Source organism: Syntrophaceae bacterium (assembly GCA_013177825.1).
Lineage (GTDB): Bacteria > Desulfobacterota > Syntrophia > Syntrophales > PHBD01 > PHBD01.
This window is the reverse complement of record JABLXX010000003.1, coordinates 124,121-142,143: the sequence shown is the minus strand read 5'-3', so window position 1 is coordinate 142,143 and position 18,023 is coordinate 124,121. Positions and strand designations below refer to the sequence as shown.

At 60.8% G+C, this 18,023-nt stretch carries 21 protein-coding genes; 5 read left to right on the top strand and 16 right to left on the bottom strand.

The features are described from left to right. Nucleotides 1–17: 17 nt before the first annotated feature. The 7 genes from HPY65_08290 to HPY65_08260 all read right to left on the bottom strand — a co-directional run bounded on the left by HPY65_08290 (nucleotide 18) and on the right by HPY65_08260 (nucleotide 4,193). Nucleotides 18–1,076, bottom strand: a complete 1,059-nt coding sequence (locus tag HPY65_08290; GenBank protein ID NPU84476.1) for a hypothetical protein — start codon at nucleotides 1,074–1,076, stop codon at nucleotides 18–20. After that, nucleotides 1,073–1,693: a GTPase domain-containing protein gene (locus HPY65_08285; GenBank protein NPU84475.1), complete on the bottom strand. Its 621-nt coding sequence runs from the start codon at nucleotides 1,691–1,693 to the stop codon at nucleotides 1,073–1,075. Before HPY65_08285 ends, HPY65_08290 begins: the two co-directional genes overlap by 4 nt. 76 nt (nucleotides 1,694–1,769) lie before the next feature. Next, nucleotides 1,770–2,201 carry a roadblock/LC7 domain-containing protein gene (locus HPY65_08280; GenBank protein ID NPU84474.1) on the bottom strand — a complete coding sequence of 144 codons (432 nt, stop codon included), beginning with the start codon at nucleotides 2,199–2,201 and terminating at the stop codon, nucleotides 1,770–1,772. 205 nt (nucleotides 2,202–2,406) lie between these two features. Then, the gene (locus tag HPY65_08275; protein NPU84473.1) at nucleotides 2,407–2,607 is read right to left on the bottom strand and encodes a hypothetical protein; all 201 of its coding nucleotides are present in this window, start codon (nucleotides 2,605–2,607) and stop codon (nucleotides 2,407–2,409) included. Between the two features lie 20 nt (nucleotides 2,608–2,627). Beyond that, nucleotides 2,628–2,999, bottom strand: coding sequence for a hypothetical protein (locus HPY65_08270; protein ID NPU84472.1), 372 nt, complete (start codon nucleotides 2,997–2,999; stop codon nucleotides 2,628–2,630). 129 nt (nucleotides 3,000–3,128) lie between these two features. Continuing rightward, nucleotides 3,129–3,872, bottom strand: a complete 744-nt coding sequence (locus HPY65_08265; protein ID NPU84471.1) for a DUF4388 domain-containing protein — start codon at nucleotides 3,870–3,872, stop codon at nucleotides 3,129–3,131. 123 nt (nucleotides 3,873–3,995) lie between these two features. Next, entirely contained in the window at nucleotides 3,996–4,193 is a 198-nt protein-coding gene (locus tag HPY65_08260) for a hypothetical protein (protein NPU84470.1), read from the bottom strand. A gap of 480 nt (nucleotides 4,194–4,673) precedes the next feature. Between HPY65_08260 and HPY65_08255 the strand changes: the two genes are divergently transcribed. From HPY65_08255 to HPY65_08245, 3 genes are read left to right on the top strand one after another with little or no spacing between them, the layout of a single operon-like run. Continuing rightward, complete coding sequence (locus HPY65_08255; protein NPU84469.1) at nucleotides 4,674–6,605, top strand: FAD-dependent oxidoreductase; 1,932 nt, start codon at nucleotides 4,674–4,676, stop codon at nucleotides 6,603–6,605. A gap of 35 nt (nucleotides 6,606–6,640) precedes the next feature. After that, the gene (locus HPY65_08250; GenBank protein NPU84468.1) at nucleotides 6,641–7,339 is read left to right on the top strand and encodes a class I SAM-dependent methyltransferase; all 699 of its coding nucleotides are present in this window, start codon (nucleotides 6,641–6,643) and stop codon (nucleotides 7,337–7,339) included. Continuing rightward, nucleotides 7,330–8,049 carry an AAA family ATPase gene (locus HPY65_08245; protein ID NPU84467.1) on the top strand — a complete coding sequence of 240 codons (720 nt, stop codon included), beginning with the start codon at nucleotides 7,330–7,332 and terminating at the stop codon, nucleotides 8,047–8,049. Before HPY65_08250 ends, HPY65_08245 begins: the two co-directional genes overlap by 10 nt. 22 nt (nucleotides 8,050–8,071) lie before the next feature. Here HPY65_08245 and HPY65_08240 read toward each other — a convergent pair whose 3' ends face one another. Then, nucleotides 8,072–9,220: a hypothetical protein gene (locus HPY65_08240; protein ID NPU84466.1), complete on the bottom strand. Its 1,149-nt coding sequence runs from the start codon at nucleotides 9,218–9,220 to the stop codon at nucleotides 8,072–8,074. 268 nt (nucleotides 9,221–9,488) lie between these two features. On the opposite strand from HPY65_08240, the gene HPY65_08235 reads away from it, so the two are divergent. Continuing rightward, on the top strand, nucleotides 9,489–10,331 hold the full coding sequence (locus HPY65_08235) for an HDOD domain-containing protein (GenBank protein NPU84465.1): 843 nt from the start codon (nucleotides 9,489–9,491) through the stop codon (nucleotides 10,329–10,331). Nucleotides 10,332–10,408: 77 nt separating this feature from the next. On the opposite strand, the gene HPY65_08230 is transcribed toward HPY65_08235, so the two are convergent. The 8 genes from HPY65_08230 to HPY65_08195 all read right to left on the bottom strand — a co-directional run bounded on the left by HPY65_08230 (nucleotide 10,409) and on the right by HPY65_08195 (nucleotide 16,801). Beyond that, nucleotides 10,409–11,977 carry a hypothetical protein gene (locus HPY65_08230; GenBank protein ID NPU84464.1) on the bottom strand — a complete coding sequence of 523 codons (1,569 nt, stop codon included), beginning with the start codon at nucleotides 11,975–11,977 and terminating at the stop codon, nucleotides 10,409–10,411. Nucleotides 11,978–12,105: 128 nt separating this feature from the next. Further along, a complete protein-coding gene (locus tag HPY65_08225; GenBank protein NPU84463.1) occupies nucleotides 12,106–12,345 on the bottom strand; it encodes a hypothetical protein in 240 nt (79 codons plus the stop codon). A 79-nt stretch (nucleotides 12,346–12,424) separates the two neighbouring features. Beyond that, nucleotides 12,425–12,937 (bottom strand): SRPBCC family protein, encoded by a 513-nt coding sequence (locus tag HPY65_08220; protein ID NPU84462.1) that lies wholly within the window; start codon nucleotides 12,935–12,937, stop codon nucleotides 12,425–12,427. Next, nucleotides 12,934–13,515, bottom strand: a complete 582-nt coding sequence (locus tag HPY65_08215) for a TetR/AcrR family transcriptional regulator (protein NPU84461.1) — start codon at nucleotides 13,513–13,515, stop codon at nucleotides 12,934–12,936. Before HPY65_08215 ends, HPY65_08220 begins: the two co-directional genes overlap by 4 nt. A 126-nt stretch (nucleotides 13,516–13,641) precedes the next feature. Then, a complete protein-coding gene (locus HPY65_08210) occupies nucleotides 13,642–14,421 on the bottom strand; it encodes a YIP1 family protein (GenBank protein ID NPU84460.1) in 780 nt (259 codons plus the stop codon). Between the two features lie 95 nt (nucleotides 14,422–14,516). Then, nucleotides 14,517–15,056 carry a DUF3124 domain-containing protein gene (locus HPY65_08205; GenBank protein ID NPU84459.1) on the bottom strand — a complete coding sequence of 180 codons (540 nt, stop codon included), beginning with the start codon at nucleotides 15,054–15,056 and terminating at the stop codon, nucleotides 14,517–14,519. Nucleotides 15,057–15,147: 91 nt separating this feature from the next. Then, nucleotides 15,148–15,858, bottom strand: a complete 711-nt coding sequence (locus HPY65_08200; GenBank protein NPU84458.1) for an MBL fold metallo-hydrolase — start codon at nucleotides 15,856–15,858, stop codon at nucleotides 15,148–15,150. Between the two features lie 136 nt (nucleotides 15,859–15,994). After that, the gene (locus HPY65_08195; protein NPU84457.1) at nucleotides 15,995–16,801 is read right to left on the bottom strand and encodes a crotonase/enoyl-CoA hydratase family protein; all 807 of its coding nucleotides are present in this window, start codon (nucleotides 16,799–16,801) and stop codon (nucleotides 15,995–15,997) included. Nucleotides 16,802–17,246: 445 nt separating this feature from the next. Between HPY65_08195 and HPY65_08190 the strand changes: the two genes are divergently transcribed. Beyond that, complete coding sequence (locus HPY65_08190) at nucleotides 17,247–17,873, top strand: glycine zipper family protein (protein ID NPU84456.1); 627 nt, start codon at nucleotides 17,247–17,249, stop codon at nucleotides 17,871–17,873. Nucleotides 17,874–18,023: the final 150 nt, after the last annotated feature.

The window sequence follows — 18,023 nt, the reverse complement described above, 5'->3', positions numbered from 1 at the left end:
TGCCCCACCGGCGACGTTCATGCCTGCGGATTCGTCCCTCCGGCGCCATGCGTTCGAATTTCCGCTCTCAGCTCCTCGAACTCCCTGTGGATCGTCTTTTTGATCTCTTCCAGTGCATAGGCAAATGCCTCGTGCGGCTCCATGTTCTGCATGGCCGCGCAGGGATCCGGCGCGGGATGTTCGAATGCCTCCACAGGTTGCTCCACAGGGGCTTCAACTGCCGGAACCTCAGGCAGAAACTCGGGAGCGGGGCTCCCGGGCTCCGCGGCGACGGGCGTGACGTTTTCTCCGGCGTCCGCTTCCGGCGGGGCGGAGAGGTCGATATTCTCCACCCAATCCCTGTATTTCCCAATATCGGCCACCAGGATGGCCCGCTTCATATCTTCCGACACGGTTTTCGAGAGGATGATCCGCTCCAGGTCGTCGTAAACGGAAAAAAGCAGACGGATGGACTCGGTGTGAGAATCCCCCTGCTTCACCCGGATGTAACGTTCCAGGAATCGAAGAATCCTGAGAAAGCCGAGAACGGTCCGCTCGTGGCGATAGAGATCCTGCAATCCGCTCAGTTCCGCGTCCAGCCTGTTCAGAATGGTGTCGTTGATTTCCCATTCGAGGGACAGGAGGATGCTTTTCAGATTCTTGATCGGAGAAAACAGGGCCGGCGTGTACGACGCGATGTCGCCGAAGATGCGCTCGAAGCGCTCCGCTCCTTCCCTGTCTCCCGCGTCCGGTTCGGCGACGGATGCAATCTCGTCGAGGCTGGGGTGATCGGCGACGGGTGATTCCGTTGCGGATTCCTGTTCGTTCTCCTCGAGGAGGATATGATAGCGCCCGTCGCGGACGGGCGACTCGGATTCATCCTTTCCATTCAGCGGATCGCCGACATCCGGATCCACCGTGGCGTCCGCATCCCGCCCGGCCGGCTCCGCGGGTTCGGCGGCGATGCTTTCCAGCATGTCCCTGGCGTTCGAATGATCCGGTCCGACCTTCCCGCTGCGGCCCGTGGAATCTTCATCGATTCCGAACAGGGCATCCAGGCGATCTTCCACTTCCCGAACGAATGACGACTCTTTCATTGCCAATCCCCGTTCTCCAGTTCCTTTTCCAGGGAGGACATGGTCAGCGATATGATTTTCTTCAGGGTCGCAACGACGTTGTCTCCATCCAGCGCGCTCGCTTCAAACGAAGGCGCCTTCAAGGTCTCGTTGAGATCCCTCTCCATCGTCTCGACATCCAGCACCTCGATGCCCTGATTTTTGAGATCCCGTTTGTTGTATTGGATGACCAGCGGAATCTCGAAAATGTTCTTGTTGTAAAGAGCAAGGTTTTCCTGAAGATTCGCCAGGGAGGATACGTTTTTGCTTCGACGCTCCGCTTCCGAATCCGCGACAAACACAACCCCGTCCACTCCTTTGAGGACCAGCCGCCTCGTCGAGTTGTATTTCACCTGGCCGGGAACGGTATACAGCTGGATTTTCACGTCATATCCGGCAATCTTTCCGATATCGAAAGGAAAGAAATCAAAGAACAGGGTGCGGTCGCCCTGTGTCTTGACCGTTACCATCTCGGAATTGATCTGCTCGCGGCACTTGCTGTAGATGAATTCCAGGTTCGTCGTTTTGCCGCACCTTCCAGGGCCGTAATAGACAATCTTGGCTTGAATGACCCTGTCTTTCAGGTTGATGAATGCCAAATCCGTTTCCTCCTCGCCGGGATGCCTGACGCGCTTTGCCCGCTCGGCCCGGACGCCAGCCGAACGAAGATTCCGCCTAGTCCAGTACTTTGCACAATTCTTCAATGACCTGGGCCATCTTCAGCCTGAGAAATCCCAACGTCACCTGGTTGTTGAAGATGTTGATCAGGAGCAGTTCGTCATTGACCCTGCTGAAATAGATGTTTTCTTTCTGGCCCTTGTGGAACAGAAGGGAAAATTCGTCCTCCCCGACGATCTTTGCCATGCTGCACATGGCCCCGAAATTGGCGGCCGCGAGGGCCGCCAGGGAATACATGTCGCGGGTTTCCCCTCCGTTGTCGACCGTTACAATGACGTTGCCGGCCATATCGATCAGCATGGTGTTTTGCACACCCGACCCGATCAGGTTTTTCTTCAGGGTGTCCTGTATCCTGTCAAGATGTTGCCTGCCTAAGATCAGACTCACTGTGATTTCTCTCGTAAAGGGTAGAACGCATCGCGAACGCATCGCCCGATATTCATTTTCTTTCCTTTCGGCCCCCGGCCGTCGTGTGACACCCTTCAGGCGACCGGTTTTTTTCAGCTGCTTTATCCCGCCGGGGCCGGTTGCCGGACGCCTCTGCCCGACCCCGGATCATCGCGATAAGAACAGACCCCGCGGCGGCCCATGCCGGGCGTTTCCCTGACGATGACCTGCCGCGGGAAAGCGCACATCAATGGCCGATTGAATTCAGATTGCTCCGATCAAGGATCAGGTTGGCGTTTTCCTTTAGCTTCTTCACCAACTCCTCCGTATCCTTCATCTGAGCAGCCATGGCCTGGGAAATGCCCGTCCTGGTCGCCAGTTCCATTCTCCCTTTGAGACCTGCCTGCTCCATGACAATCTCAAAGATCCGGACCATTTTCTCTCCCATCGTCCTTCCTCTCTGCCTTTCTAGGATACGACCGCATCCTCGAATGCGTTGATGATCTTGGGCAGAACAATATTCAAAAGCAGCCCAAGCTTGACCTGCTTTTTGTTGACGACGATCGCCCACTGGTAATCGCCGAAAGGAATGGCCAGAATGCCCATTTTGCCGGCAACGTCGATGTAGTAATACTGCCCCAGCTCCACGGGATAGGTCTTCAGGCCCTCGCGAATGGACGCCGTGATTTCGTTCAGCAGGGTTGCTCCGGCCGTATTGGATCCCTCCGTTGCGACCAGTACCTGTCCGTCCTCCGTGGAAACGATGCTCGATGCAAGGAGACCATCCCCCAGATCTTTCCTCAAGCCGTCCAGACAACCGTTCAGTTTCTGTATGTTCATCACGCCTCCTCTTTCTGAATCATGATATTTATACCGGGTAACCTATCAACTGACTGCCTATCGGGAAATCATCGACATTCCCCCCTTCATTGGTCGGTCCGATGGATCGCGGATACGGTCGAAGCCCGCTTACAAATCTCCTGTTTCAAAAATTCCGGATACCTTGGGAATGACGGCCTTCCAGACAAGTCCCAGAGAGCATCTGGCATGATTGAAGAGGATACCCAGCTGATGGTCTCCAAAAAGAAGCACCATCAGGGTCCGCTCGTCTCTCAGGTTCAGGATGTAGTGGCCGCCGAGCTGTTTCCGGTCGGGATCCCGTTCGAAGGCCTTCCGGAGGGAACCCGTCAGGTTTATGAACAGTTGTGCCGTTTCCAGGGTTTTTCGATCGTGATGCGAGGCCAGCACCTTACCGTCACGAAGGTCTGAAATGCTTGCCGAGACGAGTGCATCCCCCATGTTCTCCCGAAGAATGCGCAGGCATTTCTTGAATGTGTGTCCCTCGCCGCCTTCATCCTCCGCCTCCGCTTCCTCTGCTTCCTCGCCTGCCCGCTTCTCTTCCGCCTCGTCGCGTCGCCTCGAATACTCCATCAGGATCGACATGAGGCTCTTGTCGATCTTCCTTACAAAACCACCGGCATCGATGATCTGCCTGATGTTGAGCCTGACGTTCTCCCAGGAGACCATCTCCAGCGCCGCATCTTCCCCTTCCAGGCCGTTGCAGACAGCGTCGAAAAGAGCTCCCTGAACGAAGCAGAAACGGCCCTGACGATCGGCGTTTTGATAGACTTCCAGGACGCACGTCTGCTGGTCCATGGAGATGACCTGCAGAAAACTCCCCACCGGAAGGCCGCAGATGGGCCAGCGATTCAATTCCTCTTTTGAAGCCGGCCTTTCTGCGTGCGGCAGAGATTCTGTCAAGTTTTCATTGTCCACAATCAGTTTCAGATCTCTTCTGGTAGCACTTTCCACAGGCTTCATCTCCTGCCGAAGACATCAGGCTGTCGTTTTGCCGCAAAATTCTTCATAGACGTCGCTTGCCGCATCCTTGAACTTGTTGACGAGTTCTTCCGTGTCATCCACCTCAGCCGCCTGGCTCATGGAGATTCCAGTCTTCACGGCCAGTTCGAGCCTTCCATGCAGCCCGATTTTCTCGGTCACGAGTTCATAGATGCACACCAGTTTTTCTCCCACGGCCTCCTCCGAATTCGACAAATAAAAAACACACTGCCGGCGACATTGAAGAAGGAATTCCGCATCGGGAATTCCATTACACTGTTCATTGCTGCTGAAGGACTTTACGGAAAAATGATCTTTTTTCTGTGATAAAGATCACATGCGGTTGGTTTTTCGGTAACTGTTTTTCCTTATCCCGCGTGTTGATGACGAAGATCTTTACTCTATGTTTAATCGACAGTTTCATCCGGAACTTGAGTTTTCATTCGATGTCTCCGTTTTTCATTCGCTGGATATGAAAAACACATGTGCGGCAGGGACTGTCCGTCCCGCCGGGAAATCACACCCGGGAACGTCATCAGGCATTGAAGCCCGGCACGGATTCAGGTATGAACTTCATACCGATACAGCAACGGCCCGGGAACCGTCTCCGCCGACGCAGCCGCTTCACGGGCCGGATGCCCGTCCCGCCAGGGATCATCCCGAAAGGAGAAGGAAATGTTCCAGCACCTGTTCACCCCCGGACGCATCGGAATCCTGGAAATCAGGAATCGAATCGTCATGCTGCCCATGACCATGGGGTATTCGGAACCCGACGGTTCCGTCGGAGACCGCTTCATCGCCTACTTCGCCGAACGGGCAAAGGGCGGCGCGGGCATGATCATCATTCCCTTCACGCCCATGTACGCCGGCTCGCACATGGCGCCGGGCATCTTCGACGACCGCTACCTGCCGGGAATTCAACGGTTCACAAAGGCCATCCAGGCTCACGGGGCGAAGGTCGCCTGCCAGCTCATCACCTCCTACCACATGGTTTTCAAAGACGACGTGCCCGAGCTTGTCGGTCCCTCGCCGGTGATGAACCAGATGATGCGGGGCGTCCCCCGGGCCCTCACGGTCGATGAGATCCACCGGTTGGTCGAAGACTACGGAAGGGCCGCCGGGCGGGCCCGCAAGGGGGGCTTCGACGCCCTGGAGTTCATCGTCGGCGCGGGTTATCTGCTGAACCGCTTCCTGTCCCCCATCACGAACCATCGCGAAGACGAGTACGGAGGAAGCCTGGAGAACCGGATGCGCATCGTTCTGGAGATCATCGCGAGCATCCGCCGGGAAGTGGGAGACGACTTCCCGCTGGGGGTCCGTCTGAACATCGAGGAGCAGATGCCGGGGGGACACACCGTCGAAGAATCGAAACTCGTGGCCCGGGCCCTCGAGCGGGCAGGGGTGAACTTCATCAACACCTACACGGGGTGGCACGAATCGCGCGTTCCCACCGTGGCGTCCTTCGTTCCGAAAGGGGCCTTCGCCCCCCTGTCCGCCCAGATCCGGGCCGTCGTCGGCATCCCCGTCATCGCCTCCAACCGGATCAACGATCCGGTAACGGCGGAGCGGATCATCGCGGAGGGGCAGGCGGATTTCGTCGGGATGGGGCGGGCCCTCATCGCCGATCCATACCTCCCGAACAAGGCGAAGGAGGGGCGTGCCGAGGAGATCGTGCCCTGCCTCGCCTGCGGGAATTGCCTCTCCGACATCATGGTCGTCTACAAGGATCCCCACTGCGGCGCGTCCGCCGGGTGCACCGTCAATCCGCGCACGGGAAAGGAATTGCTCTATGTTTCTGCACCTGCGGGCAAGGTGAAAAGGGTCTTCGTGGCCGGCTGCGGACCCGCGGGCCTGCAGGCAGCCATAACGGCTGCCGAACGGGGACACCGGGTCACGCTCTTCGAGAAGGAGGCGGAACCGGGCGGCTGGATGCGGATCGGCTGCCTGCCACCCCACAAGGAGGAAATCGCGAACCTCACCCGGAGCCTGGTCACGCAGGCCCGCAAGGCAGGCGTCGAGATCCGCCTGGGAAGCGTGCTGGATCCCCGGACCGTGGAGGCGGAGCAGCCGGACGCCCTGATCCTGGCCATAGGGGCCACCCCCATCGTCCCGAACATCCCCGGCGTCGAGGCGGCCCACGTCGTACCCGCGGAAAAAGTCCTGACGGGGGAAAAAGTCGTCCAGGGCCGGGTCATCATCCTCGGGGGCGGCCTGGTAGGGTGCGAAACGGCGGAGTTCCTGGTTTCGAAGACCAAGGGCATCACGAGCGTCGCCGTCCTGGAGATGCTGGACCGGCTGGCGCCGACCATCTCCACAAGCTACCGGCCGTTTTTCCTGGGGATGCTGAAAATGCTCGGTATTCGCCTCGAGACCCAGACGACCGTCGAGGAGATCACCGGGCAGGGCGTGAAGGTGAACCGGAAGGGAACCCCCGAATTCATCGAGGGTGACGCGGTGGTTCTGGCCGCAGGTCTCCGCCTGGACCCGGCGGTTGTCGAGGCCTTCCGGGGAAAGGCCCCGGAAGTTTACACCGTCGGTGACTGCGTCCGGCCCCGCATGATCCGGGAGGCCGTCGAGGAGGGCCTGACCGTCGGCCTGAAGATCTGAAGACCCGTGCCTTCCTCTCCGGCACTGCAGATGCCATGCTGAAAAAACTCGTCACGATGGCTCGGGACGCCCGGTGGATGTGGAACCTTCTTGGTCCCGTCTACAACCACCACATCTATGGGGCGGTCTTCGGTCTCTATGAGGACCTCGCGAGAAGCGTCCCCCCCGAGGGGCCGGTTTCCTACCTGGATGTCGGCACCGGCAGGGGGTACATGGCCCTTCAACTTGCGGCATCCCACCCGGACGCGGACGTCACCGGCATCGACTACTCCGCCACGCAGGTTCGCTCCGCCGAGCGCCTGCGCCGGAGGAGCGGCATTGCCAACTGCCGCTTCCAACAGGCCGACGCTCTCAACCTCCCCTTCGCGGATGCCTCTTTCGCCGGAGTTGTAACCGTCGGATCCTTCAAACACTGGAGGGACCGGCACCAGGGACTTGCGGAAATCCATCGTGTCCTCCGGCCCGGCGGGTGGATCATCCTGTCGGAAACCGACCGGGAGGTATCGGACGGGGAACTCCGGAGCTTCATGAAGCGGTTGAGCCCCTATCGTCCCCTCGACCCCCTGCTTTTCTGGGGTCTCCGGAACATCATCTTCGGTGAGAGCTTCTCCCGAAAGGATCTCGCCGCCTTTGCAGCAGGGGTCGGATTCGTGGACATCGCCGCCGCCACTTCCGCAGCCTGTCCCTATGCCGTCCTGGCGGCCAGGAAGGAAATGGAGGCCGCATGCACCTGAAATGCATCACCTTTCATTCGGAACGATATCCGGTGCGGGACATGTACCCCTTCCACCTTCCCGCCTTCCAGCAGACGCAGAGCCTCCGCATCGATGCCCCCGTCACGCTCTTCACCGGGGAAAACGGGACGGGCAAGTCCACCCTGCTGGAGGCTATCGCCCGGCGCTGCGGCATCCATATCTGGCAGAATGTCGAGGGAAGGCGGATCAAGCGCAATCCGCATGAAAAGCGGTTCTGCGAGTACATCTCCGTGGAATGGACCGACGGCCGCGTGCCGGGTTCGTTTTTCGGCTCCTCCGTGTTCCGGGACTTTGCACGGATCATCGAGGAATGGGCGGCGGCGGATCCGGGCCAGCTCGATTTCCTGGGCGGCCGGTCTCTCCTGACCCAGTCCCACGGCCAATCGGTGATGTCCTTTTTCCGGGCCCGCTACGCCATCCGCGGCCTGTATCTGATGGATGAACCCGAAACGGCCCTTTCGCCCCGTTCCCAGATCGAGCTGCTGGAGGTTCTTTCCACGATGAGCCGCACCGGAAAAGCCCAGTTCGTCATGGCGACCCATTCCCCGATCCTGCTGGCCTGCCCCGAAGCCGTCATCTACAGCTTCGACCACATTCCCATCACACCGGTAAAGTACGAGGACACGGAGAACTATCGGCTCTACCGGAACTTCCTGGAAAACAGGGAGAAGTACCTCGGCGGGACCTGAGTTCCATGGACGCCGGCCCGAATCAGGAAGCCTCCCGGTAGGTCACGCTCGCGCGTTCCGTTTCCCGGGGAGCGGAAACGGCCCGTCCGAAGGCGGGCAAGATAAACGAGGCGGGATCCAGATTCCGTTCTTTCAGTGTCGAGACGATCCCGTTCGGGGCCTCGTCAAAGGCATCCCAGCCCAGCTGAAACACCTGGAAATGAGCGGCGATACTCACCCGGGCACCCAGGTCCAGGTGCGCCTGGACGGCCTCGTCGGGGCCCATGTGGACATTCGGGAAACGGGTGCGGGACGGCTCTTTCGCCCGCTGCGGATTGAACGGTGCGATCGGCAGGAGCGCCATCCGGATGGGACCGAAACGGCGGGCGATCTCGCGGAAATGGGGTCCGTACCCCGTGTCCCCGGCGAAGTAGACGCTGCCCGACGGTCCGGTAACGACAAATCCTCCCCAGAGCGTCCGGTTGCGGTCCCAGAGGGTCCGGGACGAGAAGTGCTGAGCGGGCACCAGCGTGACCGTGATGTCGGCGGAGAGTCGGACCGTCTGCCACCAGTCGAGCACCTCCACGGTGGTCAGGCCCGATTCCCGGATAAGATCCCCGTTGCCGAGGGCCGTGACGGTCCGCGGCACGCCTTTTCCGGCCAGGCGCTTCAGGGTGGGAAGATCGAGATGGTCATAGTGATTGTGGGATACCAGGACAACGTCGATGGAAGGCAGGTCGTCAAACCGGATGCCCGGTGCCCGGTATCGCCGCGGCCCCGCCCACGAAACGGGGCTGCACCGCTCCGACCAGATCGGATCGGTGAGGATGTTGATCCCGTCCATCTGGATGAGGAAAGTCGCATGACCGACGGGGGTCACGCGAAGATCACCCCGGGAAACGCGGGCCGCCGGGGGCGGACCGGCAGGGAAGGACGCGGCCTCAGGCCATCGGGGCCAGTCGTCGCTGAAAATCCAGCGCCAGACCCACCGGGAGAAACCGCGTCTCTGCTCCGTGCCCTGCGGTAACGATTGTCCCTGGACGACGGGATTGAAAAAGACCTCGCCGTTGAAATGATTCGACGTCCGACCGGCCACCGTCGCCGATGCGTCCGGTTCCACCCGGCCTGCATAAAGTAGGATGATCCCCGCCAGGACGACAAGGGCGACGAACAATACACGCTTTCTGTTCATGTTCTGCATTCCGATCCGAATCGTGAATTGGAGAGATGAAGATAGGTCAGTGAATTGGATCTGTCAAATGCGTTTGCACGCACCGGCGAAGGCCCGCAGGAATCTCGGATCGGCGGATCGGGCCACACGGTCCCCCGCCGGACGCCGGCCTTCCGGTCGAAAGGGTGTGGCCGCGGGTCAAGTTTCGTGCTAAACGTGCCGAAATAATGAAATAGAGACCGTTCCCGATCCTTTCGGCCTCGAAAGCCTCCCGCGAAAGGAACGTTCCATGGTATCCGACAACGCGATCGCTCTCATTGACAAGATCGAGACGGCGCTGACGGGAACGATTCATGATCGTTTCCTCAAGCCGGAAATATTTCAGATCCTCGACAACCCGGACGCCGCCCGGGAAGAGATCGAAGCCCTGCGAGGCAAGATCGGCGACGACATTTCCCTCTCCCTCTTCAGCATCGCCAACTCGGTCTATCTCGGCACGCTGCGCCGGGGAGACGCCAAGACGTTCTTCGAGGTCGTGAACCGTCTCGGCCTCCACCAGGTGAAGGCCCTGATTCTGACCCTGGCCATCCTTCACCACGGTCGCGGCGACGAGGAACTGGAGCTGCTGTTTGCGCGATCCTATGCCACTTCGGTGATGGCACAGGTCCTGGCCATCCAGATGGGCTTCCGGGATGAGGCGGTGAGGAAGGCGGAACTGGGGGGGATGCTTCTGGAGATGGGCAGAAAAGGAATGATCGTATACCGGAAAACGGTTGGGGACGAAGAGGGCGTCCTGGACGAAGAATTCATCGATGCCTATCATCCCTACCTGGGGGAGCGGCTGGCCGCGTTTTTCGGTCTGCCGCCGTACGTCCGGTCGATGATCCGCACCCGCGCCCTGGTTCTCGATGACCGGGATCTGTCGCTGTCCGCCGTTGTCCGCCTGGCCCACGACACGGTAGGGACCAGCTTCTACCGGTATGGGGGCCGCCTCGTCCTGATGTGCAAGATCCCCCGGCCCGCCACGGACACGAGCCGCACCCTCGAGGCGATCATCACCGACAAATTCAGGGCGATCGGCCTGGAGAGCCGTCTCCACATCATCCGGATCCCCGACAGTCCCAACCTTTGAACGGGAAAAGAGGAGGGACCTGCAATCCTTTCCGCCCGGGAATCGGATGCCTGCCCCCCCTTCATTCCCGCTTCTCCTTACGGAAACGCCTCCTGCTCGCAGCGGCGCAGGGCCATGCTCAGGGCCGCCCGGGCCCAGTTGAGCGGCGTGATCGGGGAGGGAAGCCAGTGTACCCGTCCCCCGATCATCAGGGTGTTGATGCTCTCCGGGGGGAGCAGCGGCTCCAGGATCTCGCCGTTGGCCGCCAGGACGGGATTCCCGCCGAAGGACCCCGTCAGCTGGCCCAGGGCGCGCTTCAGGTGTACGACCGCCAGGAAGCGGTCCCGTTCTCTTCTCTTTCCGTCCCTGCTCATCGCGGCCAGTTGCAGCCTGGCCAGCGACAGGAGGCTGTCGAAGAACCACTGGGCCTCGGTGCCCGGAATCAGGTTCTCCCCCCGTCTCAGGAAGGCATCCCGGGAAGAGGACTCCTCCGTCCCGCCCTGCCGCCGGAGCTCCTTTTTCTTCGCAGGCGACCGGATCCAGTAGTTCCCCGACTGGTAGCTGTCGTTCCGGTAGCGCAGGATTCCGGCAGGGCCCCGGAGGGTTTCCACGATGGCGACAGCCTGCCGGAGTTCGCTCTCCCGGAGGCCTTCCAGCGGCGACGGGACAAGAAGCATGAGAAGTGCGGCATCGGCCGTCCGGAACCGGACGTCATGGGGATCGTAATCCGGCGACTCCCCCCCCAGTGCGAGCTGGCGGCGGATCGTTCTCACCCCCCGCGCAATCAGACGGTTCAGGGCCTCCACACGCCACTCCCCATTCCATGGAGGGGAGGAGGCATCGAGAAGCTGCCGGAAGCGTTTGCGGAAAGGCTCCGGGGCGCGCTCCCCTTCGCCGGAGAAAAGAAGGCCTCGCCATGCCTCCATCGCCCGGGCAACCAGTCCGATGCTCGACGTGTTCCGTCTCTCCAGTTCCTCCCAGGCGCCGGCGTCCTCGAAGGTCGAGAAGCGGATCCGCCTGAAAAAGGCGGGGAAACGGAGCAGGACCTCCCATCGCCCTTCGCCCAGATCCCCGGGATCGACCATTCCTTCCCGGACCGCTTCCGCCAGGGCGATCAGAAACAGGCCGTGGGCGTCGTTCTGCCGGTGGTTCCAGGTCTGGGGCCGTCCGTCCGCGGCCAGGACGTCGTCGGGCCCATGGGGATGAACGTCGAAGCGGATGTGGGGAACCCGCATCATATCGGAGGCGAGGCGGGGACGGGCGATGACCTCGTCGAACCGCCGGAGCTGGGCGGGTGTGGCATAGTAATCCCAGACGGCCAGGAGGAGCCGCCGGGCGTCCGGACGCCGTTCGGGACGCTCCCGGAGATCGAAGAAAACCCACATGGCATCGCGGATCCAGACGGTGTCGTAATGCAGCTCGTCGCGCATTCCGTCCGTTCTCCGGTCAGCGGCCCGGGCAAAGCCCTCCTTCGTCAGGGGGATTTGCAGGGATGGCTCCAGCTCGGAACGGATCTCGCGGACCGCATCCTTCGTCAGGCGCCGGGAGACCCATTTCTCCACCTGCGGGTTGAAAACGACGACGAACGTCCCCTCCGGCACGGGCACCGTCCTGGATGCCGGCATGTAGGCCGGGAAGGCCGTCCGTTCGGAGGGGCTTTTCTTCATCGTTTCATCCGCGGGAGGATAGCGGGAATACGGGAAAGAGAACGCCCGGGAACGCCGATCCCGCAGAAACGGGGACTGGCATCCTACAGGCCGCCGGCAATCTTTCCAACTTTCCGTCACTGTGAAATTTATTTTTTACGGTCGGCGATCGCCCGGTCGATCAGTTCCATGAAGTGAAAGATGTTCAGCCGCGCTTCCTCGTACTGGTCCCCGTCCATGCAACCCTCATTCTCGATGAAGAAACGGTCGACCAGCTCCCGGTGGGCCCGGTTCGCCTCGGTGGACATCTGGATGCAGCCGCACAGGAGGCCGTTGCAGACGAACTCGGCGGCTTCGCGGATTGCAGTCAGCTCCTCGACATTCTGCATGGGCGGCCCTGAAGGAAAGGAGTCTTCGGGAAGCAATCCCCGAATCACGGAACCATCATACCGTGCCCCTTCGGGTTCGTCAACCCGGCACCCCCCGCCTTTTTTTCTCGATCAGCCAGCGGAGAAAGCGGACCCAGGGGCTCCACTTCGGGAGCTTCGCATTGCCGTCCGCCAGCGTTCGATCCGCACCGGCAAGGGCGTCTTCCAAAAGGGCGTCATGGAGCGGACCGACCAGAAGCTGCCATTTCAGCCAGCTTTTGAAGTCGCACTCGGCGTCCACGACATGGCGGAGCACGACGTGGCCGTTCCGGGGAATGACCTCGAAAAAGTGGCGTCCGTCCAGCCCTGCGGTCAATCCCGCCCCGCTGAACCGGAATTCGACGCGCCGCCCCGGAACATACTCCGTAACGGAATAGCGGACCGGACCGTGCCCGCCCGAGGAGCCCACGGCCAGGGGGCCGTCGAACTCCATTGCCGGCCAGCGGTGTCGAGGCCAGAGAAAATCGTCCCGTCCGGCCAGGCCGTCAATGGCTCCTCCGGCCTCCGCGGGCTTCACCTTCATGCTTCGCTCATGGATGTTCAGGACCTTCATGGCTTCCTCCTCATGATGGACTTGCAGCTTTCCCGGATCAGGGAATGAACGGCCGACGGCGGCAGGCGTCCCTCTTCCAGGGGGCGGCGCACCGCCGCCAGGGGCACGTCGATGAGCGCAAAAACGGTTCGCCGGATCAAGGCCTTCTCCGGCGAACCGAAGAAGCGAAGGGAGAAGGCGGCCAGGGCCGCCCGGAGATCGCCTTCCAGCTTCTCGGCCCGGCGCCGGATTTCCTGGGGCCACGGTCCCGCAACCAGCTCTTCCCGCCGGTGCAGGAGCAGCACTCTTGCCTCCTTCGGATAACGCCGGACCCAGCGGGGGGTGTAAAGGGCCGCTTCCACGGCGTCATCTTTCTCCAGCAGGCTGATGAAGCCCTCCTGGAAAGACTCGGCCAGGTGAAGCCATGCCTCGGCCAGGATGCGCTCCCGGGACTGAAAACGATGGTACACGGACCCTACGGGCGCTCCAATCCGGGCGGCAATGGCGGAAATGGTCACGGCCTTCGGCCCACCTTCCGAAATCAGTTCCAGGGCGGCGTCGGCAAACTGGTCGTTCGTAAAGTGAGGTTTGCGTCCCATGGAGGCTTTATTAGAATGCAAATTCTAATATGTCAAGCATAAAATCAAATGGTTATAATAATGCAAAAAGGGGACAGATTGCAGCCTGTCCCCTTTTTGCATTTCAGCTGACCCAATGCGTCAGCGCTAGTCCCGCTTCTGCTTTTCCATGGCCTTGCGCATTTCCTCCATGGCCTTCTGAACTTCTTTGGCCTGCTCCGGAGTCATCGTCGGCTGTTCTCCCGGCTGGCTTCCCTGCTGCTGCTGTGCCGCCCTGGCCGCTTCTTCAGCCTGTTTCCGCAGGGCTTCCGCCTGTTCCAGGTACTTCTGCTGCATGACCTCCGCTTCCTTCTGCATCCGCTCCGCCTCGCGGAGCGCCTTCTTGGCGGCGAACTGGCCGGAGAGGCTCATCACGGCCAGGACGGCGGCGATGATGCCGAACACCATCCATGCCTTGCGCGCGGGGATTCCGTGCGTCTCCACGCTGGCAATGACGTAGAAATAGCAGGCGAAAACGAGTGAAACAACGGACCCGAGATAGGGAATCAGGTTCAGGACGGTCATGATGGGGGACAGGGCGGAGACGTAGGCCACGCAGCGGTAGGAGGTCTCATAGGATTCCTCGGATCCCATAAGCTTCCAGATGGCAAACATGATGGCGGCGACGATGAAACCCATTATGGCGATCATGATGGGGAAAATTACGATGGAGCTGAGCGCCATGCCGATGCTTGCTTTGAACTGCAGTCCCAGGAAACTGAAAACGGCCTGCAGGAGTCCGCTGATGACCCCCATGGCAACCATGAATGCCAGGGGTTCCACGTAACCCCCGCTTTTGGGCATGTCCCGGAAAAATGCCGCCGGAGACATGATGACCCTCATGGCCGTCTGGGGAAACTCCGCTATGTTGATGTTCTGGTCTGCCATTCCAACCTCCTTTTCAATGATTTCAAGACTGCCGTTTACGGGCTGTCCGCCCCTGCTCCCGGAGCCTGCGCTCCTGGAACAGGGGGAGACGGCCTCTATTGCCGCTCCCGGACGACGTGACCCCGGCTCTGGAATGCGAAGGAGCGGTGTGTCTCCAGGTTGATCATCACGGACTCAATCAGGGGCTCGCGCACCGGCTTTTCCGAGACCCACTCCACGAGGAAGTTCGCCCCTGTTCCGCTCTGGTCGCTCTGGGGGATGAAGAAATTGGTCGCCCCGAGGGGAGGGAGGGAAAGGTTCGATAGCGTGAAATCCTTGACGAGCCGGCCGTCGTTGTCGAAATACAGCACCTTCAGAATCCGGATCTTGTGATCCAGGTCCGTGTTGTGGATGGCGATGAAGGCGCTGACATCGAACATCCGCTTCTCGTCGCGGGGAAGATTCGAATAGATCGGGACGTACAGGACCTGCCCCCGCACCTTCCTCAAGTCAGCCTCCTTCACGGTCAGCACGTCGGGATCGAATGAACTCTCCCGGGCCGCGGGAGGTGCACCCCTGGTCTCTTCCCGGTTGCAGGCGCACAGGAAGGCAAGCACCAGCACACCCGCCAGGACTGCCGAAACGAACTTTCTCATGTCATATCCCTTTCCGCAACAACAGGTGCCTCGATCATCATCCGAACCGGGCAACCGGTGCAGGATGCTTTCTCCTTCCCACCGCTCCGTTTCAACTCATCTTCCGGATTCGCACCTCGATATCCTTTTCGTTTTTGAGTAGATCCTTCAGCCTGTCCGTTTTCGTGCCTCCAAAATGGTAGGGGTAGAGAATGCGCGGCCGGAACGCCTTTGCGGCGTCCGTCACCATTTCCGGCGTCATCGTGTAGGGAAGATTCATGGGCAGGAAGGCGATGTCGATTCCCTTGAGTGCCTTCATCTCGGGCGTGTTTTCCGTGTCGCCGGCGATGTAGATCCGCTTGCCGCCGCAGGTGACAACATACCCGTTCCCGTTGCCCTTCGGGTGATACGGCACACCGGGGCTGCGCATGTGAACGAGGTTGTACGCCGGGACGGCCTCGATCCCGAAGCCCGCGGCGTTCCGGACATCGCCGTTTTTCATGACGATGCTCCCCTCCACCTGCCTGCCCGCGGTTCCGTTGGCTACAACGACCGTCCCTGCCTTCCGGATCCGGCCGATGGCCTTGAGGTCCAGGTGATCGGAGTGCTCATGGGTGACCAGGATCAGGTCCGCCTTCGGCAGCCTGGCATAATCGGCATACTGGCCGACCGGATCCACGTGGATCACCTTGCCGCCGACGGCCATCATCAGGGTTCCATGGCCCAGGAACGTGATGGTCAGATCGCCGTCCGAGGTTGGAAACACGTCTGTCTCAAAGGTTTTTTCCGCCGCACCGGCGACCATGGCCATGGAAATCAGCATGCCCGCACACAAGATGGAGATTTTTCCCATAACGACCTCCTTGTCCCGGCGGACCGCCATGAATGCCGGCCGGCGACCCGCTGTTTGCGTAATCCGTGATGGAAAGACCGGAAACAGGGGAAAAGTCTCTATATGTTCAACGCCCCTTGAAATTCGGGGGCCGCTTCTCGAAAAAGGCGGTGACGGCCTCGAACAGGTCGTCCGACGGCACGACGGCGGCGTTTTTCTGCGCCACGTACCGGAGTCCAGGATAAATCCCGTGATCCCGGCTGTAGAGGATCACGTCCTTGGTTCCCTGCACGGCCAGGGGAGCGCAGCCTGCGATCTCGGCGGCGAGCTTTCCCGCCTCCCGGTACAGGGCGTCCTTGTCTTCGCAGACCCTCGTCAGGAATCCCATCTTCAGGGCCTCCTCGGCGCCGAAGTCCCGCCCCGAAAGGGCCAGTTCCCGGAACCAGCCGTGCCCGATGATGTGGGGCATGCGCTGCAGGGTGCCCACGTCGGCGATGAAGGCGACGCGGGTCTCCCGGATGCTGAACAGGGCGTCCCGGGTCCCGAACCGGACATCGGCGGCACAGACGAAATCGACGCCGCCGCCGATGCAATGGCCATGGATGGCGGCGATGACGGGCTTTTTGCACAGCTCGACGGCGTTGATGCCGTCCTGCGCCTCGAGAATCATCATGCGGAACTTCTCCCGCGTGGCGGTACTGGGATCCGCACAGGCGCCCCCCAGCTCGGCCAGATCGGTCCCGGCGGTGAAGCTCTTGCCCTCGGCGCGGATCACGACAACCCGCACATCCGGATCCTGATCGAAACGGGTGAAAAGCTCTTTCAACCCCTGATAAAAAGCGAACCCCATGGCGTTCCGTTTCTCCGGACGATTCAGCACCAGCCACGCGATATGGCCGTCCATCTCCACTTTGAAAATATCGTCAAACGACATACATCCTCCTTCCCGAAAACCCGGCAGACTTGCCTCCAAGACCTGCCGCCGTTAATCCATCGAGAACGCCGCCGATTGCGGGCGCCTCCATTCCGTGGCGCGCATCATATGCCAATATGGAGGGGCGCTCAATCATCTTTTTTCGACCGGAGGTCAGTCGCGACCCTGGCTGCGGGTGTATACTTTGTACACGGGCGGGACATGCAGATTGTGTACTTTTTACCCGTTTTTCATTTCATCCCGGATCGTCCGCTCCGGATCGACCTAACCATATTCTTCATGATATCCATGCAATACCGTATGGTAGCACGGATCTGGCATAGGGATTGCTTTTCCCATGGAAGAGGTCCAAGCTTTCCCGAGAGGATAACGAACCGGGAGCCGTGGATCCGCCGCCGGACCGTATCGACGCTTCCGCGGCGCGAAACAACGAAGGAGTGATGAAATGAAGACTTCAGACCATGCGGCATCGTCTATCGGGCAGGGATCCAGGCGGCGGTTCACCGGGACCGGTCTCGGGGTGCTTGCTCTTCTATCCGTCTTTGCGTTGTCCGCCTGCTACCACCGGGCGCCTTATCGCGAGGTCTCGCCGGCCACGCCCGAAAAACCGGCCGTGAGCCAAAGGACTCCTCTTACCCAGATCTACTTTTACCCGAAGGCGGGCCAGACGGATGAGCAGCAGTCCCGCGACCACTACGAGTGCTACAACTGGGCGGTGAAACAGACCGGGTTCGATCCGGGCCGGTCGGCCATCCCCCTGGAGCAGCGCATCCAGGTGGTCCCGTTACCCCCGCCGGGGTTCGAAACCGTCAGGATGGCCATTGCCGGGGCGGTTCTGGGCGCCCTGATCGGCGGGCACCGACATGCCGGGGGCGGAGCCCTGATCGGCGCGGCCGGCGGTGCCATTGCCGGAGCGATGTCCGACGCGGCCAGGCAGGAGTCGGCCCGGCAGATGGAGGAGGCATACGCCCGGCAGGATCAGGCGCGGAATGCACAGCTGCAGGAGCAGGAGCTTCGCTTCCGGCGCGCCATGTCCGCCTGCCTGGAAGGGCGCGGCTACACCGTGAAATGAGGGGAGGAAATGGCCATGTCAAATATTCGCTTTAAATATCGTGGATTTGCATTCTGGTTTCTGGCGGCCGTCCTGTCCGGAATCCTGTTGTCTGTGACCATGCAGACGGCTGCGGCACAACCGCCGCCTCCCGACTGGTCCCGCCACCGG

What these genes read in the sequence shown, in the direction of transcription:
- HPY65_08290 (NPU84476.1), bottom strand. Translation starts at nt 1,076, where the DNA reads ATGAAAGAGTCGTCATTCGTTCGGGAAGTGGAAGATCGCCTGGATGCC.
- HPY65_08280 (NPU84474.1), bottom strand. Translation starts at nt 2,201, where the DNA reads ATGCGTTCGCGATGCGTTCTACCCTTTACGAGAGAAATCACAGTGAGT.
- HPY65_08275 (NPU84473.1), bottom strand. Translation starts at nt 2,607, where the DNA reads ATGGGAGAGAAAATGGTCCGGATCTTTGAGATTGTCATGGAGCAGGCA.
- HPY65_08270 (NPU84472.1), bottom strand. Translation starts at nt 2,999, where the DNA reads ATGAACATACAGAAACTGAACGGTTGTCTGGACGGCTTGAGGAAAGAT.
- HPY65_08255 (NPU84469.1), top strand. Translation starts at nt 4,674, where the DNA reads ATGTTCCAGCACCTGTTCACCCCCGGACGCATCGGAATCCTGGAAATC.
- HPY65_08250 (NPU84468.1), top strand. Translation starts at nt 6,641, where the DNA reads ATGCTGAAAAAACTCGTCACGATGGCTCGGGACGCCCGGTGGATGTGG.
- HPY65_08245 (NPU84467.1), top strand. Translation starts at nt 7,330, where the DNA reads ATGCACCTGAAATGCATCACCTTTCATTCGGAACGATATCCGGTGCGG.
- HPY65_08240 (NPU84466.1), bottom strand. Translation starts at nt 9,220, where the DNA reads ATGAACAGAAAGCGTGTATTGTTCGTCGCCCTTGTCGTCCTGGCGGGG.
- HPY65_08235 (NPU84465.1), top strand. Translation starts at nt 9,489, where the DNA reads ATGGTATCCGACAACGCGATCGCTCTCATTGACAAGATCGAGACGGCG.
- HPY65_08230 (NPU84464.1), bottom strand. Translation starts at nt 11,977, where the DNA reads ATGAAGAAAAGCCCCTCCGAACGGACGGCCTTCCCGGCCTACATGCCG.
- HPY65_08225 (NPU84463.1), bottom strand. Translation starts at nt 12,345, where the DNA reads ATGCAGAATGTCGAGGAGCTGACTGCAATCCGCGAAGCCGCCGAGTTC.
- HPY65_08220 (NPU84462.1), bottom strand. Translation starts at nt 12,937, where the DNA reads ATGAAGGTCCTGAACATCCATGAGCGAAGCATGAAGGTGAAGCCCGCG.
- HPY65_08215 (NPU84461.1), bottom strand. Translation starts at nt 13,515, where the DNA reads ATGGGACGCAAACCTCACTTTACGAACGACCAGTTTGCCGACGCCGCC.
- HPY65_08210 (NPU84460.1), bottom strand. Translation starts at nt 14,421, where the DNA reads ATGGCAGACCAGAACATCAACATAGCGGAGTTTCCCCAGACGGCCATG.
- HPY65_08205 (NPU84459.1), bottom strand. Translation starts at nt 15,056, where the DNA reads ATGAGAAAGTTCGTTTCGGCAGTCCTGGCGGGTGTGCTGGTGCTTGCC.
- HPY65_08200 (NPU84458.1), bottom strand. Translation starts at nt 15,858, where the DNA reads ATGCTGATTTCCATGGCCATGGTCGCCGGTGCGGCGGAAAAAACCTTT.
- HPY65_08195 (NPU84457.1), bottom strand. Translation starts at nt 16,801, where the DNA reads ATGTCGTTTGACGATATTTTCAAAGTGGAGATGGACGGCCATATCGCG.
- HPY65_08190 (NPU84456.1), top strand. Translation starts at nt 17,247, where the DNA reads ATGAAGACTTCAGACCATGCGGCATCGTCTATCGGGCAGGGATCCAGG.